The sequence below is a fragment of the Segatella bryantii genome (assembly GCF_022024215.1).
GTDB classification, from domain to species: domain Bacteria; phylum Bacteroidota; class Bacteroidia; order Bacteroidales; family Bacteroidaceae; genus Prevotella; species Prevotella bryantii.
In genome coordinates, this window is record NZ_CP091797.1 from 961,884 (window position 1) to 980,000 (window position 18,117).

An 18,117-nucleotide genomic window follows, 5' to 3' on the forward strand; every position below is an offset into this window, starting at 1 on the left:
AGGAATAATATGAAAACAATTTTCAAATATATACTCTGTATGGCCGCCATTCTTTTGTCGGCCTGCAGCAATGATAACGTGAGTGATCTGCAGCTCGCAGGAGACTGTATGGTTGAAAGTATTAAGCTCGATGACTTTGAGGGTACTGTCAATCTAACCAATCGTACCATTACTGTACGACTTCCTGAGATTTACGATGCTTCAGCTATGAAGGTTACAGAGTTGACACTTTCTGATGGTGCGACTTGTGATATTCAAGCTGGCCAAACGCTTAATATGGAAGCTGCTAAAGTGCTCCATGTTAAAAATGGTGATGTGTATATCGACTGGACTCTTCAGGTAGTCAATGACGAAGCCCGCATCAAGCAGTTTGTCATCAATGATATCTATACCGGTATTATCGATCAAGATAATAGAACCATTACATTGTATGTACCTAATTCTCTTGATATTGCAAATCTGGTTCCAACCATTACCTATAGCGATGGTGCAACCATTACTCCTGCTACAGGTGTAGCTCAAGATTTCACAAATCCTGTTACTTACGAGGTAGTTAACAATTCTGCAAAGAGCACTTATACCGTTACCGTAAATGCCATTGACAAACCAGCTGCACTCTTCATCGGTGAGGCTTCTAATCTGAATGGACTCGATCCAGAAGCTAAGGAAGCTTGTCTATGGATGTTGGCTAACGTACCAAACTCACTCTATGCATCATTTGCTGATATCGAGAATAATACTATCGATCTCTCTAATTGTAAAGTGATGTGGTGGCATTACCATGTAGATGGTGGTGTAGACGGTCACGATGTCTTTGCTGCTCGTGCTACCAAGGCACTCGCTGCTAAGAATCAACTACGCTCTTTCTATGAGAACGGTGGTTCATTCCTTCTTACTCGCTACGCTACCAATCTACCTTCATTCATCGGTGTTACAGGTGATGATGAATGGACAACACCTAACAACTGTTGGGGTCAGGATGAAAGTGGTGCCGAACTTTGTGGCGGTCCATGGACATTCAGAATGTATGAAGGACAGGATGGACATGCCTTGTACCAGGGACTCATTAAGGGCGACAATACTAACGAAGTATACTGTACCGATGCTGGTTACCATATCACCAACTCTACTGCTCAGTATCACATAGGTACCGACTGGGGTGATTATCCAGACTATAATGCATGGACCTCTCGCACGGGTGCTACTATCCTCGGTGTTGGCGGTGATGGCGCTATCGTTGCTTGGGAATACCCACGCACAGCTACTAAGGGTGGTATCATCTGTATCGGTTCAGGTTGTTACGACTGGTATTCTTATACCTACGAAGCAGGTTATACGGAGAATTACCACAAGAACATCGCTACGATGACCAAGAACGCAATCAATTACTTAATGAAATAATAACAATGAAAACAATGATATATTCATTCGCACTTGCGCTGTCAGCTTTATCGCTGACAGCTTGCAGCGACGAGAAATTCGAAGGTGATCCTGTTCGTGACTTGAGCACAACGACAGAGGTATTTAATTCTGTAGACGAGAATCATTTCTCTACATATTACCAACCGGCTATCGGCCGTGTTGGCGACCCTATGCCATTCTATGATCAGAAGGCTGGTGAGTTTAAGGTGTTGTATCTGCAGGAATACAATATCAATGATGCCTATATGTTTCATCCTTTCTGGGGCTTAGCTACGAAAGACTGTGCTAACTATACTTCCCTTGGTGAGGTGCTATCTACGGGTAAGTCTGCACTGGCTCAGGATGCTGCGCTGGGTACAGGATGCTGCTATTATAACGAGGCAGATGGTCTTTATTACATTTACTATACAGGACACAATGGTCAGTTGAAGAATGTAGAAACGGTTATGCGTGCTACTTCTCCTGATTTCAAAACCTGGACGCGTGATCATGTATGGGAGCTGAAAGGTGATGACTATGGCTTCTCTTCTATCGATTTCCGTGATCCGCAGATTTTCAAGACTGACGATGGTCTGTATCACATGGTTATCGCCAGCAAGAATAAGTTTGCCGATTTCACTTCTACTGACTTGAAGAACTGGACTCCTGCTGGTGGCTTCAATATGGTATGGGATCGTATGTGCGAGTGCCCTGATATCTTCAAGATGGGCGATTACTGGTATATCGTTTACTCTGAGGCTTACAGGGCTGAATGGAGCCGTAAGGTGAAATATATGATGGCTAAGAGTTATGACGAATTGAAGGCTTGTTTCAATGACCCGGGCGCTAACTGGCCTAAAGATGGCCGTGAGGGTGTTCTCGATAGTCGTGGCTTCTATGCCGGTAAGACAGCCAGCAACGGTACAGATCGCTTCATCTGGGGCTGGAATCCATTCCGTTCAGGTGCAAACTATATGGAGAAGAATGTAAATACCGATAACGGTGGTGAACCAAACTGGAGTGGTGCTTTAGTTTGTCACAAGGTGGTTCAGCATGCTGATGGAACACTTACCTTAGGTGAAGTTCAAGGTATTAGCGAGAAGTATAATCAGGAGAAGAGCGTTTCTGTTGTAGACCAGCAGGGCCTGTCACAGACTGGCGAGGACTACACCCTTACGGGCGATAATGCGTATGTTCTCTTCAATCGTCTAGGCTATCACAACAAGATTTCGTTTACCGTAAAAACCAGCAATAACTGGGATAAATTTGGTATTTCACTCGTTCGTGGTGGTAGTGATACGAAGAAGTATTACACGATGGTTGTTAATCCTGAGAATGAGAATACTCGTAAGATAAACTTCGAAGAAGAGGGTACAGAGGGTAAAGGTTTTATCGCTGCTATCGATGGTTATAACTTTACTCGTCCGGCTGATAATACTTATCATGTTACCATCTACACGGATAATAGTGTTTGTGTGATGTATATTAACGATAATGTTTGCTACACCAACCGTATCTATGGCATCCAGAAGAATACCTGGAGTATTAATAACTATGGTGGCTCTATCAGTATCAGCGATGTCAAAGTGAGTGAATACTAAATAGGTAAACTTCAGATTTGATAATTCTTACACCAAGAATATTCCCCAATCCTTCTTTGGATTGGGGATTTTTTGGGTCAACTACTCTCTTTTTTTGTTAGTATTCTATTTTTTTTTATACTTTTGATACGAAATTAGGAAATACGTCAAAATATTTATCCCTTCATGAAACCTTTTTTTTCTCTTTTTCTCCTCCTTCTTCTACTGCTTGCCAGTTGTGGTAAATCAACGAAAACGTATACTATCGGTGTGAGCCAGTGTGTAGGCGGACCGTGGCGTGAAAAAGTAAATATGGAAATGCGGTCGGCACAACATTTGTATAATGCTGACGTAAAACTGATCATCAGGGATGCAGATAATGATACCGAATTGCAGGGGAGACAGATAGACAGTCTGATTCGTATGGGAGTTGACTTACTGGTCGTTTCTCCAAACGAGAATGGTTCGCTTACTCAAGTCCTACGCCGCGTAGTAGCCAAAGGGATCCCGGTGGTCTTCTTCGACCGTGAAATCAATACGATAAAGTATCATGCCTCGATTGGAGGTGATAATGTGGTAGCAGGTAAGGCAATGGGTGACTATGCTGTACATCTGGCGCGACAGACCGTAAAACCAGCCAACCGTAAGCCCGTGGTGGTAGAGTTGACCGGCGAAATGAAGAATTCACCGGATAAGGAGAGGTATCTTGGCTTCAGTAGTGTCATGAAACGGCATCCCGAAATAACATACCGACATATAACCACGGAATGGTCGTATGAAGGATCGTACCAGACCCTAAAAGAAATGCTGGCCAAAGGTGACGAAATGGATATTGTATTCTGCCATAGTGACCATGCGGCAATGGGGGCCCGACAGGCTGTAGAAGAAGCACACCGCGAAAAGGAAATCAAGATATTAGGTATCGATGGTTTACCGGGTAAGGACGAAGGCTTGGAAGCGGTACAAAAGGGTATCCTTGCTTGTACATATATCTATCCTACACATGGCGAGGCCATCGTAGAACTGGCTCTGAAGATTCTTGAAGGTAAACCATATCCTAAACATACACATCCTGCAGGACAGGTGGTTTCACCGGATAATGTTGATGGGGTTATCCTTGGTACACAAGCAACGCAACAACAGGCTCAACATCTCATTACGATTCAGGATAAACTGGAGAGTTACTTGGGTCTCTATCAACTGCAGCGCAATCTCTTGATGGTGGCATTGGTTACTATCCTGCTACTCATCATCAGTATACTGCTCATTTGGCGGGCTGTGCAACAGATTCGGAAGGCTAAACGACAAATAGAGCAGAGTAATCAGGAACAAACGCTGTTCTATACGAATGCCCGACATCAGTTACGTACACCATTGACGCTCATCGACGGACCGCTTAAGGAATTGCGTGACCATGGTCATCTAAAGGATAAGAATAAGGAACTGGTCGATATACTCTACCGGAACGTACAACAGCTCCATGATATCATTTTCGGCGTGCTCAACTTTAAAAACGAGAATACCAGACAGATTACGGATGTAAGTGTCCAGAATGTCATGAAGGATTCGGATATCCAAAACGGTATTAAGAATATGTTGCTGAAAACAGACCATGATGAACTGGCTACGGTGCTTATTGTCGATGATAACAAGGATATGCGCCAATACTTACATACTTTGCTGAGCGCAAACTATTATGTACTCGAAGCGGCTGACGGACAAAGTGGACTGAAACTGGCGCGAGAGAGTGTACCGGATATTATTGTGAGTGATGTAATGATGCCGGTCATGGATGGTCTGCAGTTCTGCCAACATATTAAAGAAGATGATATAACAAGCCATATTCCAGTTTTACTGCTCACAGCCAGAAGCACAGAAGAGCAGTTTATCGAGGGATATGAGCACGGAGCTGATGCATATATTACCAAACCGTTCAGTGCCATGATGCTTACCAGCCGTATACAGAATCTTTTGCAAATCAGAATCAAACTGCATGAAAAGATCAGACTGCAGACGGAATTAGAAAAGAAAAACAATGACAAGGATATACTGGAACTCAGTACCCCTGATCGTAGATTTATGGATGCTTTCAAAGAAGCCATCACGAAAAATATGGGTAACTCGCATCTTAAATTGGAAGATCTTGGTGCCGAATTGGGCATGAGCCGAGTACAGTTGTATCGAAAGGTAAAAGCACTGACAGGTCTTACACCTAAAGACCTGCTTAGACAAATCAGACTGCAACAAAGTTATTATCTTCTGCAACATACAGACAAAACTATCAACGAAATTGCGTACGAAATTGGTTTCGGAACACCAGGTTATTATTCTTCCTGCTTTAAAAAACAGTACGGGAAATACCCTACAGAAGTAAGAAAATAAATAAAAAGGATAAAAACTAAACAAATTCAACAAAAAACTTAAATTTTGATACATGTAACATTTGTCATATAGCGTGAAACATTTATGATAGGCGCATTCATGCATGATTTCTACTTTTGCGATGTTCAAAATCTAATAACTTAATCCAAAACATTACATGGAACATCTAATCAATAGAATCATGCTCAGTACAGCACTTTCTACTGCATGTATCTGCGCACAAGCTCAAAACACCAATGTAAGCGGAACGGTTATCGATAATTATGGAGATGCGATTATCGGTGCTACGGTGATGGAAAAAGGTACGACAAATGGTACGGTTACCGATATGGACGGTAAATTCCATCTCACCACAAAACCTGGCGCTACTCTTGTCATCACGTATATTGGTATGAAGACACAGGAATTGCCTGCTGCCACTAATATGCAGATTAAAATGTCCGAAAATAGCAATGACTTAAATGAGGTTGTTGTTACGGGTTATACGACACAGCGTAAGGCAGACCTGACGGGTGCTGTATCTGTAGTGAAGACCGATGCCGTGAAGACATCTCCTGATGCCGATCCTATGAAAGCACTTCAGGGTCGTGTAGCAGGTATGACCATTACTGATACAGGGTCTCCTGCAGGAACGGCTACCGTGCGTATCCGTGGTATCGGTTCTTTCAACTCTTCACTAGACCCTCTTTATATTGTTGATGGCGTGCCAATGACAACGGGCATGAATACGCTCAACGCAAACGATATCGAGAGTATGCAGGTATTGAAAGATGCAGCTTCTGCTTCTATTTATGGTTCACGTGCTGCTAATGGTGTCATTATCATCACAACCAAACAGGGGCAGAAGGGACAGAAGGTAAAGGTAGATTTCACGGCTAACGTTACAGCTCAGTTCTATACCAACCAGAGTAAGATGAAATTGCTCGATACAAAGGGTTATGCAACTGCTATGGCTCAGGCCGCTTTGAACGATGGTATGGATCCTGTTGCTTATGCCAGTAACTATGGTTTAAATCTCAATGCGCCTCAGGGTATAGGCATCCAGGTTTGGAATCCAGCAACAAATGCTTATGAGAACTATACTGTAAACGGTCGCTACAATGGATTTATCAATGCTAAGCAAACCATGGCCTTCTCTGATACTGACTGGGTGGATGTCATTTCACGCACGGGTTTCTCTCGTAACTACAGTATATCTGTTTCCGGTGCTACCGACAAATCTACATCTATGGTTTCTGTAAGCTATAAGAAGAACGACGGTATCTTGAAATACACCGATTTCTCTAGCCTCCAGGTTCGTATGAATAACTCATACAAGATCAATAATATAGTAAAGGTCGGTGAAAACTTCACTGTAAGCTACAACAAGCAGGTGGATAGCGCTCCTATGGAGAATGCTCTGAAGATGAGTCCAACTGTTCCTGTGTATGAAAAAGATGGAGTTACTTTCGCTGGTCCTGTTGGAGGTATGAGCGACCGTCAGAACCCTATGCGTGAGTTGTATCACAACAAGGACAACCATCTCGATTTCTGGCATCTCTTCGGTAATGCTTATTTGGATATTACTCCTATCAAGGGACTACTCTTCCGCAGTAACTTTGGTGTCGATTTTACAACTTCTTTCATCAATGCACTGACACATACTTTTGCATCAGACATTGTCAACAATAATATTGCACGTACTGACCTCGGTCAGACGAACAACACCAATTATACTTGGTCTAACACACTGAACTATAACTTCGATCTTAAGAAGGTACATCATTTCAATGTACTCCTTGGTTCTGAAATCAACAAGCAGAGCTATATAGACTTCCACGCACTCTCTGAGGAATATGCACTGGAGTCGCCGGAGTATATGTGGCCAAATGCTGCGACAGGTACTACTCGCAACACAGGTGCAATGGTAGGTTATCGTCTTGCTTCTTTCTTCGGAAAGGTTGACTACAACTACAATGACCTTATCCTTGCCTCTTTCACCTTGCGTCATGATGGTTCAAGCCGATTCGGCAAGAACAACCGTTGGGGTAACTTCCCGGCTGCATCACTCGGTTTCCGTATTTCACAGTTGTTGAAGAAGAACTGGCTTGATGACTTGAAACTTCGTCTCTCCTGGGGTAAGACGGGTAACCAGGGTATTGACAACAATGCGCACTATGGTCTTTATGTTGCTGACTATGGACTCGACCGTACCACATCAACGGCTTATGACCTCAATCTCGCAGGTAGCGGTACATTCCCTTCAGGATACCGCGCTACACAAACTGCCAATGAGAACTTGATGTGGGAGACAACTACTCAGTACAATATGGGTCTGGATTACGCTTTGTTCGGCAACAGTCTCTATGGTACAGTAGATTTCTATATCAAGAACATCACAGATATGCTCATCAACCCAGGCTACCTTGCAGCAAAGGGTGAAGGTGGTAATCAGTGGCAGAATGGTCCTTCTCTCCGTGATTGGGGTATGGAGTTCACGGTAGGATATCGTAAGACTTTCGCTAACGGTCTGGGGCTCGACCTCAACGGAAACCTTGATTTCTTCCGTAACTATGTAACCTCTCTTCCTGAGACAACAACTGGTTCTTATGCCCATACTTCTAAGGAAAACCTGGTACAGGCAAAGAAACCTTATGGTAGCATGGTAGGATATGTTGCCAATGGTCTTTTCCAGAATCGCGAAGAAGTCTATGCATCAGGGCAACCAAACGCACGTGTGGGTGGTATCAAGTATGCCGATCTCGATGGTGATGGTCGTATCACAGAAACAGACCAAACATGGATTCTTAATCCTGTTCCGGCATTCTCTTATGGTCTGAATATCGCATTAACCTATAAGAACTTTGATTTCAGCATGTTCTGGCAGGGGGTGGTAGATCAGGATGTGTACAACAATCAGAAGTTCCAAACAGACTTTTGGAGTATCACGGATGCCGGCTCTAATAAGGGAAACCGTATGCTTAATGCTTGGACAACAGCCAACACCGGGTCTTCTATCCCTGCTCTTACAACCAACAACACAGCTGATGAAGGACGTGTTTCTACATATTATGTAGAGAACGGTTCTTACCTGAAACTTCGTACCTTACAGATAGGCTACAATCTTCCTGTGAAGTTTATCTCTAAATTGAAAATGTCAAGTGTAAGAGCTTACCTCTCTGGTCAGAATCTTCTAACAATCAAGAGTAGCAGTTTGACTTGCTCTGATCCAGAGAATCCAAACTGGTCTTACCCTCTCGCAACATCAGTTTCATTCGGTTTACAGGTAGGCTTCTAATTTGGATTAGACATATAAGATATTAAGGATTGGAGTTTACAAACTAAGAATTAAAGAATATTATTATGAAATCAAATATAATATATACAAAAGTAATGAAAGTTGCTCAAGTTCTCCCTTTTGCCCTTTCACTCCTTACATTAACAGGATGTAATGATTACCTCGATTACAAGCCTACAGCTGTTGTCGATGAAGATCAGGCATTCAAAAATCCTGACCAGATGGTTACCAGTGCATATGCGCTCATGGGGGACGACTGGTATACTTATCCTTTCAACCTTTGGCCTTATGGCGACTTGGCATCGGACGATGCACTAAAAGGTGGTTCCGGTACTACCGATACCGACTATCATCAGGTAGAGGTATTCACCTCACTCGTTCCTACTCTCGGTCACCTGGATGAACTTTGGTATCATCTTTATATTGGTGTAAGCCGCTGCAACCGTGCTATCGTTGCACTTCAGGATAATGGGGAAGCGAAACTTGGTGCTGAACTGACGAAGCAGCGCATGGCAGAAGTGAAGTTCTTACGTGCTCACTTCTATTTCAAACTGAAAATGATGTTCAACAAGATTCCTTGGATTGATGAGGAAGTATATCGTAATGACAGCCAGGAACAGATCAAGAATGATGTATTATCATCTGAGGAAATCTGGGATAAAATCATTACTGACTTCAAGGAGGCTTATGATGTATTGCCAAGTGAACAGAGTCAGGGAGGTCGTACCAATAAAATTGCTGCTGCAGCTTATCTTGCCAAGTGCTATCTTGAGAAAGGATGGGGTGATGGTTACGAGAAGAGTTCCGGTGACAATTACGTGAATGAGGAAGACATGAAGAAGGTGGTGGAATATACCGATGTCGTGAAAAACTCAAGATATGGGTATCTCGAGGATTATGGTGATATCTTCCTGCCTGAATATAAAAACAGTAAAGAGTCTATCTTCGCTGTTCAGCACTCTGACTATGAGGACGATAATACGGCTTATGGCCGTGCAAACTGGTCTAACATGCTGAATGGTACATGGGGTATCTGGTCATGCGGCTGGGACTTCCACAAGCCATCTCAGAACTTTGTCAATGCATTCAAGACTCGTGATGGTCTTCCACAGTTTGATGACTATGCGAAAGAGAATGCTCATCCTGTAAACGGTGTTCCAACATCTCAGAAGTGGGATCCACGTTTGTTTCACACTGTAGGTATGCCTACATTCCCTTATAAGTATGAGGAAGCCTACACCTTGACCACAGCAAACTCTCGTACTCCTAACACGTATGGTTATTACACTTCGTTGAAAGAAGTGCCACAACGCTCTAAGGGTGAAACGTATAACAGTCCATGGCAAGCCTTCGCGATGAACGATTACGTGATTCGTTACACACAGTCTATGCTCGATCGTGCAGAGGCTCTCATTGAACTCGGCCAGTTTGCAGAAGCTCGTGAAATTATCAACGATATCCGCAACCGTGCCAAGAACTCTGTCGCTAAACATATCAGCTATGCAGCCAACCAGTGCGAGATTGCTCTTTATCCAGAGTCATACTTTCAGACCAAGGAGTCTGCTCGTAAGTGCTTGCGCTGGGAGCGCCGTCTGGAAATGGGTATGGAGCATGAGCGCTTCTTCGACCTTCGCCGCTGGGGTCTGCTTTCGTCTACGCTTAACAACTACTTCAAGTTGGAGCAAAATGATGAGTACGATGGGCAGAAATATGCACAGTACTTGAAGGATGCTCACTTCACAACTGATAAGAATGAGTACTTCCCTATTCCTTATCCACAGTTGTACTATATCCCAGGTCTTTATAGTCAGAATAAGGGGTATTAAAAAAGGAATAAGGGGTTTACTTCTTAAAAGTATAAAGGCATAAGAGTTTAACTAATAAAAAGGAGTTCCTCCGTGAACTCCTTATAAAAAAACAAAAACGTAAGAATATGAAAAAAATATCAACCATATTACTGGCATTGATTGCATTCTCCTTTACTGCTTGTCAGGATAAGGATATTGATGTAACGCCTATGGTACTTCAGGCTATTAATGCCGATGAAATTTCAGGTAGTCTTCAGGGCGACGATTACACCTGGACATGGCCACAGCTACCAGCAGAACAGTCTATGCAAGTAAATATTTACGAGGGCAGTACCATGGTTTCTTCAGAGACGGTAACTGGTAATACATATACACATCACCATGTACAGACCAATGTACCTTTTGTTTATGTTTTCAAGATCAGTGATGGTACTAACTTATCATCTGGCGCTGTAAAGCATTACATGCGTGAAGGTGCAACTCAGATCTCAGGCCTTGCTATGGCACAAATCGAGAAGAGTGCTGGTTATGATGCTTCCGTAACTTGGAATAAGGCTGTAGATGCTTCTACTATTGAATTTACGGCTACAAATGGCACCAAGACTATCCAGGAGTCTCTTCCGGGTACGACTACAAGCTATACGATAGAGGATGTTGTTAACGGTGAGAACTGGACTGTTATACTTCGTGCCGTAAACGAAAAGGGTTCTTCAATGGCCACTACCGGTAACTTGAAGATCGGTAAGACGGCTGTTGCATTCCTCAGTACTTATGCTACTCCTGAAGAACTCATTGCCAAGGGTGATGATGATGAAGCATCTGCTTGGCTTTGGATGCACGAGACTTATCCTAATGCTCAGTTCCTTCCATTTGCTAAGATTAAATCGACAGAGACTATTGAGCCTTTCCGTGTACTCTTCTGGTTGCGCGACCTTGAAGGTGTTGGTGAGGATGCGGTTTGGAATATGCCTACTGATGTAGCTGCTGCAACTCCGTTCATCAAGAAGTGGTATATGGATGGTGGTAGCATGCTACTCTGGAGCCATGCTACTGTATATGCTGGTGTTCTCGGTCGACTGAATATCGATGATATGAAGAGTAATGATCATACCATCGGTACCAACGAAGGTGGCGTCAACAATGATACTTGGAAGATGGCTGTAGGACTTAACCCTGGTGGCCGATTCTCTAAGGATGCTTCTACTCATCCTATCTTCAAGGGATTGGCAGTTGAATCTAACGACCGAACCAAACTCATTGCTTTCAAAGGTCCAGGTTGGACAGAGGACCACAACTGCTTGTTCTTTAATTTACCTTCACTTCTCACAGGACTTGGTAATCAGGAAGAGGCTTGCTATACACAATTAACACAGACCTACGGTATCTATCCACTGGGTACTTGGGATAGCCAGATTGACTGGGTAAGCCAGTTGAACGTGTGGGAAGCTCAGCAGGGCAACACCGAGTTTAAGGGTACTCTCCTCTGCATCGGTAACGGTGGTTGCGAGTTCTCTATGAAGAATGCAGACGGTACACCTGACAAGAGTGCTCATCCCAAGAACAATAGCTATCAGGACAATGTGCTTCGTCTTGCCAAAAACGCTATTGAGTATCTGAAAACACGCTAAAGGAATAGCTTATTTTAAGCGACACTAAAAATAAAACTTGATCAAGAAGGCTGCTGCAATAGCAGCCTTCTTGATCAAGTGATTCTCAGGAAAATACTAAATTTTGTATTATTCATATCAAATTCGTTACATGAAACATATTTAGCATGATATGAACGTTTATTTTCAATATAGCCAACTATATATTGTTAAATTTGCGAATACAAATCAATTTGGAAACAATCGAAAACCAATGACTACAAACAAGAAACTTATAACAATGTTATTTGCGGGTATGATGGCCTTATCTGCAAATGCGCAGGAGCTCAAAGTTTTGAGCGATACGCACGCAATGCTTCGTATTCCTGCTAACTATAAATATCTTCTGATGCCGGTGGAGGAAAGTCACGAAAATGACTATATCCGTGTATCTATGGATAATAAGTTGGTGAAGGAATTCAATTGTAAACTGGCTATTAACAAAACCGATTATACCGTACCTTTGGATTTAGGCCGTATTCGTAAGAATGAGAAAGGCAGCGAAAATGCAGCTGGCGAAATCGTTCTTGATATTACGATTCACAGAAGTGCAAATAATGGTAACCGAGGTGGTCAGCTTTCTATCAAAGACTTTGCTTGCTGGAATGGCATGAAGGTTTCTAACACTTTTGACACGACTAATCGTGAGAAATATCGCCCGGTATATCATCATACTCCTACTTGGGGCTGGATGAACGATCCAAATGGCATGTTCTATAAGGATGGGGTATGGCATCTGTATTTCCAACATAATCCGTATGGCTCTCAATGGGAGAATATGACTTGGGGACACTCTACTTCTACCGATTTAATCAACTGGAAATTTGAGGATGATGTTATCGAACGTGATGCTTTTGGTACTATCTTCTCGGGCTCTTCTGTTGTCGATCATCATAATACAGCTGGTTTTGGCAAGGGCGCCATTGTCACTTATTATACCTCTGCCGGACAGGCACAGACACAGAGTATGGCCTACTCTACTGATAATGGTAATACCTTTACGAAATATCCAGCTAACCCTGTGTTGACTTCTGAAATTCCTGATTTCCGCGATCCAAATATTATTTGGCATGAAAAGTCACAGAAATGGGTTATGGTGCTCGCTGAAAAATCGCACATCAATATTTATTCTTCTAAAGATCTGAAGAACTGGACATTTGAGAGCCGCTTTGGTGAAGAGTATGGTAGTCATGACGGTGTATGGGAATGCCCAGATATTTTTGAGATAAACGGCAAATGGTTTATTTTACTAAATATCAACCCTGGGGGACCGTTCGGTGGTAGTGCAACACAGTATTTTGTAGGTGATTTTGATGGCCACAAGTTTACTTGTGAGGATGACAAGACTGAAACGAAATGGCTCGATTATGGAAAAGATCATTACGCTACCGTTTCATTTAACAATGCACCTGATGGTCGTATCGTCGTTCTGCCATGGATGAGCAACTGGCAGTATGCCAATGAGGTTCCTACCATGCAGTATCGCTCTGCTAATGGTATTGCTCGCGACTTAGGTACATTCAATTACAAAGGAGAAACCTATCTCAGTGTAAAACCAAGTCCTGAGGTGATGAAAGCTTTCTCGCCTAAAGCAACCGGCAGACTCACCGATGCTTGTCGTGTAGATGTACAGCTCAGAGGAAATAGCACGATTACACTAACAAACGACAAGGGTGAACAGGTGGTTATCGCTTATGATAACAAGAAAGAGGAGTTAAGCATGGACCGCACGAAGAGTGGTATAACAGACTTTAGCGCAGAATTCCCTGTAGTCACCAAATCTCCAACTTACGGAAAAATAAAAACGCTTCAAATCTTCATAGACAAATCAAGCATTGAAATCTTTGATGCTGAGGGCAAAGTGGGAATGACAAATATCGTCTTCCCTACAGAAGCCTATAATAAGGTGGTCGTTAAGGGCGGTAAAGCCAAAATCTATCCACTGAAATAAGTAAACGAAAAGAAAAAACAATAATAATCGGGGAAACTGTAAAACACAGTATGCCCCGACTAAACAATCTAACAGCTTTAAAATGAATAAGACAACTAATAAACTAGCCTTAATCCCGGTGATGCTATGTTTCTTCGCCATGGGCTTTGTCGACTTGGTAGGTATTGCTTCTAACTATGTGAAAGAAGATCTTCAACTGAGTGATACAGTAGCCAACACGTTACCTTCTTTGGTATTCTTTTGGTTCCTAATCTTCTCTGTTCCTACCGGTGTATTGATGAACAAGATAGGTCGCAAAAAGACGGTATTGTTATCGCTCGTAGTAACAATTATATCACTCTTACTTCCTATATTCACGGAGAATTTTCCAATCATGCTCATCTCTTTCTCCCTCTTAGGTATTGGTAATGCTTTGATGCAAACTTCACTCAATCCTTTGGTATCTGTAGTGACCAAAGGACATCTGGCTTCTACACTCACCTTCGGACAGTTTGTGAAAGCGATAGCTTCTTTCATGGCTCCTTATATCGCTATGTGGGGTGCTTCTGCTACTATTCCAAGTTTCGGTCTTGAGTGGCGTGTTCTCTTCCCTATTTATATGGTTATTGGTATTGTAGCTTCTTTATTGCTTGCCTCTACTCCTATAGAAGAAGAGATTTTAGCAAACACTCAAAAAGAGGAAGTCTCTGTGACACAACAGTTTACAGACTGTTTCAAATTACTCCGCAAACCTATTGTTCTCTTGAGTTTTGTTGGTATTATGTGTCATGTTGGTATCGATGTCGGCACCAATACTACAGCTCCTAAGATCTTGATAGAACGCTTGGGCATGTCGCTCAACGAAGCCGCTTTTGCTACAAGTTTGTACTTTATCTTCCGTACCATAGGATGTCTTACGGGTAGTTTCTTCCTTCGTGTCATGAAGACTCGCTACTTCTTCATTATCTCTGTCATGATGATGGCACTCAGTATGGCAGGACTTTTGGTGGGTACTAGCAAGGCTACACTCTATATTGCTATCGCTCTTGTGGGCTATGGCAACTCTAATGTATTCTCTATGATCTTCAGTCAGGCACTTCTTGCCCTACCAGAAAAAAAGAATGAGGTTTCTGGACTAATGATTATGGGATTGTTTGGTGGTACTGTATTTCCGCTGCTCATGGGCTTTGCTTCTGATACCATCGGACAGGCAGGCGCAGTTATCGTCATGGCAGTTGGCGTAGTATACCTATTTACTTATATGAAGCAAGTTAACGCATAAATCATAAAAGATGGAAAATGTAATTGTTGGCCTCGGAGAGGCGTTATATGATGTATTACCTGAAGGTGCAAAATTGGGGGGTGCTCCAGCAAACTTTGCGTATCATACTACTCAGTTTGGCCACAACGCTGTGGCTATAAGTGCGCTGGGTAATGATGCTCTTGGTGATCAGGCGATTAAGGAGTTTAACGAGAAAGGGGTAAAGCATATTATGCCTCGTGTTGACTTCCCTACAGGTGTAGTTAATGTGGAACTCGATAATGAGGGTGTTCCTACTTATGATATCAAGACAAATGTGGCTTGGGATAATATTCCGTTTACACCCGAAATCGAAGAAATTGCCAAAAATTGCCGTTGCGTTTGCTTCGGTTCATTGGCTCAACGCAGCAAAGTTTCGCATGAAACTATTCAGCGATTCTTAGCTAATACTCCTAAAGAGTGTTTAAAGATTTTTGATATTAATCTCCGTCAAAATTTCTATACAAAAGAGATTATCAAGGAAAATCTAAAACAAGCAAATATCTTGAAAATCAATGATGAGGAATTGGTGGCTATCGGCAGATTGTTCGACTATCCTGGTCTTGATATGGAGAATAAATGCTGGTTAATCTTAGGTAAATATGATTTGGATATGCTTGTTCTTACTTGTGGCGTAAATGGCAGTTATGTCTTCGCTCCAGGAATAAGCAGTTATCAGCCTACACCTAAGGTGGAGGTTGCTGATACTGTTGGTGCAGGCGATAGCTTTACCGCTTCTTTTGCTTCGGCAATTTTGGCTGGTAAGGATATCCAAGAGGCTCACGAACTGGCTGTAAAGGTAAGTGCGTATGTTTGTACCCAAAAGGGTGCTATGCCTAAGATTCCTCAAGAATTCCTAGATCAGATTAAATAAGAGTTTATACAACTTTATAGTTAGAATTATAGCAGATAAGAGAGAGAGGATGAACCTTTTCGGGGTTCATCCTCTTATTGATTTCGTCCTTTTGGGATATTATACTCGTAATTCATTCGGACCAATACCAAATTCATCTTTAAAGCATTTCGTGAAATAACTCGAAGAACTGAAACCTACGGTATAGGCTATCTCGGATATCGTCATATCTGTGGTTTCTATAAGTTTACGTCCTCGAGTCAAGCGAGATGTCCTAATCAGTTCTACTGGCGATTTACCTGTGAGAGCTTTAACTTTGCGATAGAGTTGTATTCGACTTAAACCTATCTCTGCTCCTATCTGTTCAACACTAAGATCGGAATTTCCTAGATTATCCTGAATGCTCTTACGCAATAGCTCAATAAACTTGGTATCTTTATCAGTTGGTTTTAGCTGACTGGATGTCTTAAAATCATCTGTCTTACTCTCGTTCAAAAGAGTCGCAGAAGTGGACATCATGGTATGAGATGGTAAATCAACTGCCCCTTGTTGACTTTGCAACATCAGTTTATGCAAGTGCTCTCTACTCTTCAACAGATTATCAATGCGAGCTATCAGTACATCAGCTTGGAATGGTTTGGTAATATAAGAATCGGCACCTTCTTGGTAACCTTGCACTTTTTGCTCATCAAGACTACGAGCTGAAAGAAGAATAACAGGAATATGACTGGTTACGGTATCTTTTTTCAGCGCTCTTGTAAATTCAAGTCCATCCATTACAGGCATCATAATATCGCATATAATGATATCTGGCACTTGCTTGCGAGCCATAGATAGACCAATTTTTCCGTCTACAGCTTCAAGCACATGATATTGTGCCTTCAGTAAGATACGCAGATATTCGCGCATATCGTTATTGTCATCAATAATCAGGATTTCTGGCTTGTCATTTTCTTCTTCTGTCACGATATCACTCAGATGAACATCCTGATTAACAGGACCATTGATACATTGCCCCTCTAAAGTTTCTTTCACACTTACCTTGGCAGAAGTATCTGTGACGTTTTTACTATCAGTAACCATAGCATGCACCATTTCTCCTTCAGTCTGAGTTTTCGGCAAACGTATGGTGAAGGTTGAACCTTCATTTTTCACACTAGTTACAGATGCTGTACCATGATGTAGGAGGGTATAAGCTTTCACTAGAGCCAAACCGATACCCGTTCCTCCGGCCGACATCTTACCTTGATAAAATTTATCAAAAATATGTGGTAAATCTGCAGCCGCTATTCCAACACCGGTATCTATCACCTGAATGACGTAAGTGTCACTTTCTTCTGACAAACAGGTGGTTACACTTTGGCCTGAAGGGGTATACTTCAGGGCATTACTCATCAAATTATAATAGATGTGCTCCAGTTTATACCGGTCGGCAAGAATTTTACCGTCTGTAGTAACACTGTTGCTCAACGTAATAGTTATCCCTTTCTGATCAGCAATACTTTTGAAGTCATTCATCCAAGTTTCCAAAGCAGTTACCATATTAAATTCACTCAACTTCAAAGTCATCTTGCCATTTTGTATCTTACGAAAATCAAGAATTTCATCAACGAGTTGCTTGAGCACATTCGTATTGCGAATGCTCATATCCAACAGTTGTAAACTTTCTCCTTTTATATTTTGGCATGCTCGGAGACGGTGCAAAGGGTCTGATATTAAAGTAATTGGGGTACGCAACTCATGACTAACATTGGTAAAAAAGGAAAGTTGCGCCTGAGTCATCTCTTCTACTTCCTGACTAAGTCGCTGCAACTCATCGTTACGCTCTTTCAACTTCTTGTTAAACTGACTCTTAGCGAGTATCGTTCGATACAAAACGACCACAGTGACAATCATCATAACGATAATAAGCACAAAGAGGATGATCATAATGCGTTGAT

At 42.3% G+C, this 18,117-nt stretch carries 10 protein-coding genes (1 of these 10 cut by a window edge); 9 read left to right on the forward strand and 1 reads right to left on the reverse strand.

Going from position 1 to position 18,117, the window contains the following annotated elements; genetic code table 11:
- Nucleotides 1-9 precede the first annotated feature (9 nt).
- From L6471_RS03630 to L6471_RS03670, 9 genes are all read left to right on the forward strand, one after another.
- A complete protein-coding gene (locus tag L6471_RS03630; protein ID WP_237796863.1) occupies nt 10-1,401 on the forward strand; it encodes a DUF4960 domain-containing protein in 1,392 nt (463 codons plus the stop codon).
- 5 nt (nt 1,402-1,406) lie between these two features.
- Nucleotides 1,407-3,002, forward strand: coding sequence for a glycoside hydrolase family 32 protein (locus tag L6471_RS03635; RefSeq protein WP_094448904.1), 1,596 nt, complete (start codon nt 1,407-1,409; stop codon nt 3,000-3,002).
- 165 nt (nt 3,003-3,167) lie between these two features.
- Nucleotides 3,168-5,363 carry a substrate-binding domain-containing protein gene (locus L6471_RS03640; protein WP_237796864.1) on the forward strand — a complete coding sequence of 732 codons (2,196 nt, stop codon included), beginning with the start codon at nt 3,168-3,170 and terminating at the stop codon, nt 5,361-5,363.
- A gap of 157 nt (nt 5,364-5,520) precedes the next feature.
- Nucleotides 5,521-8,640 carry a SusC/RagA family TonB-linked outer membrane protein gene (locus L6471_RS03645; protein ID WP_237796865.1) on the forward strand — a complete coding sequence of 1,040 codons (3,120 nt, stop codon included), beginning with the start codon at nt 5,521-5,523 and terminating at the stop codon, nt 8,638-8,640.
- 95 nt (nt 8,641-8,735) lie between these two features.
- Nucleotides 8,736-10,466: a RagB/SusD family nutrient uptake outer membrane protein gene (locus L6471_RS03650; protein ID WP_237797181.1), complete on the forward strand. Its 1,731-nt coding sequence runs from the start codon at nt 8,736-8,738 to the stop codon at nt 10,464-10,466.
- Nucleotides 10,467-10,573: 107 nt separating this feature from the next.
- Nucleotides 10,574-12,076 carry a DUF4960 domain-containing protein gene (locus tag L6471_RS03655; RefSeq protein ID WP_237796866.1) on the forward strand — a complete coding sequence of 501 codons (1,503 nt, stop codon included), beginning with the start codon at nt 10,574-10,576 and terminating at the stop codon, nt 12,074-12,076.
- A 232-nt stretch (nt 12,077-12,308) separates the two neighbouring features.
- Complete coding sequence (locus L6471_RS03660; RefSeq protein WP_237796867.1) at nt 12,309-14,045, forward strand: DUF4980 domain-containing protein; 1,737 nt, start codon at nt 12,309-12,311, stop codon at nt 14,043-14,045.
- Between the two features lie 82 nt (nt 14,046-14,127).
- Nucleotides 14,128-15,306: an MFS transporter gene (locus L6471_RS03665; protein ID WP_237796868.1), complete on the forward strand. Its 1,179-nt coding sequence runs from the start codon at nt 14,128-14,130 to the stop codon at nt 15,304-15,306.
- Between the two features lie 10 nt (nt 15,307-15,316).
- Entirely contained in the window at nt 15,317-16,198 is an 882-nt protein-coding gene (locus L6471_RS03670) for a carbohydrate kinase family protein (RefSeq protein WP_094448909.1), read from the forward strand.
- Nucleotides 16,199-16,297: 99 nt separating this feature from the next.
- On the opposite strand, the gene L6471_RS03675 is transcribed toward L6471_RS03670, so the two are convergent.
- A protein-coding gene (locus L6471_RS03675) for a hybrid sensor histidine kinase/response regulator transcription factor (protein WP_237797182.1) crosses the window boundary here: on the reverse strand, nt 16,298-18,117 show its 3' portion. 994 nt of this gene lie beyond the right edge of the window; 1,820 of the gene's 2,814 nt are visible here — the last part of the coding sequence; its start codon lies off the right edge, out of view; it ends in the stop codon at nt 16,298-16,300.

Excerpts from the sequence above, each read along its gene's own strand:
- L6471_RS03650 (WP_237797181.1), top strand. The coding sequence starts at position 8,736 with ATGAAAGTTGCTCAAGTTCTCCCTTTTGCCCTTTCACTCCTTACATTA.
- L6471_RS03655 (WP_237796866.1), top strand. The coding sequence starts at position 10,574 with ATGAAAAAAATATCAACCATATTACTGGCATTGATTGCATTCTCCTTT.
- L6471_RS03640 (WP_237796864.1), top strand. The coding sequence starts at position 3,168 with ATGAAACCTTTTTTTTCTCTTTTTCTCCTCCTTCTTCTACTGCTTGCC.
- L6471_RS03660 (WP_237796867.1), top strand. The coding sequence starts at position 12,309 with ATGACTACAAACAAGAAACTTATAACAATGTTATTTGCGGGTATGATG.
- L6471_RS03630 (WP_237796863.1), top strand. The coding sequence starts at position 10 with ATGAAAACAATTTTCAAATATATACTCTGTATGGCCGCCATTCTTTTG.
- L6471_RS03670 (WP_094448909.1), top strand. The coding sequence starts at position 15,317 with ATGGAAAATGTAATTGTTGGCCTCGGAGAGGCGTTATATGATGTATTA.
- L6471_RS03665 (WP_237796868.1), top strand. The coding sequence starts at position 14,128 with ATGAATAAGACAACTAATAAACTAGCCTTAATCCCGGTGATGCTATGT.
- L6471_RS03645 (WP_237796865.1), top strand. The coding sequence starts at position 5,521 with ATGGAACATCTAATCAATAGAATCATGCTCAGTACAGCACTTTCTACT.
- L6471_RS03635 (WP_094448904.1), top strand. The coding sequence starts at position 1,407 with ATGAAAACAATGATATATTCATTCGCACTTGCGCTGTCAGCTTTATCG.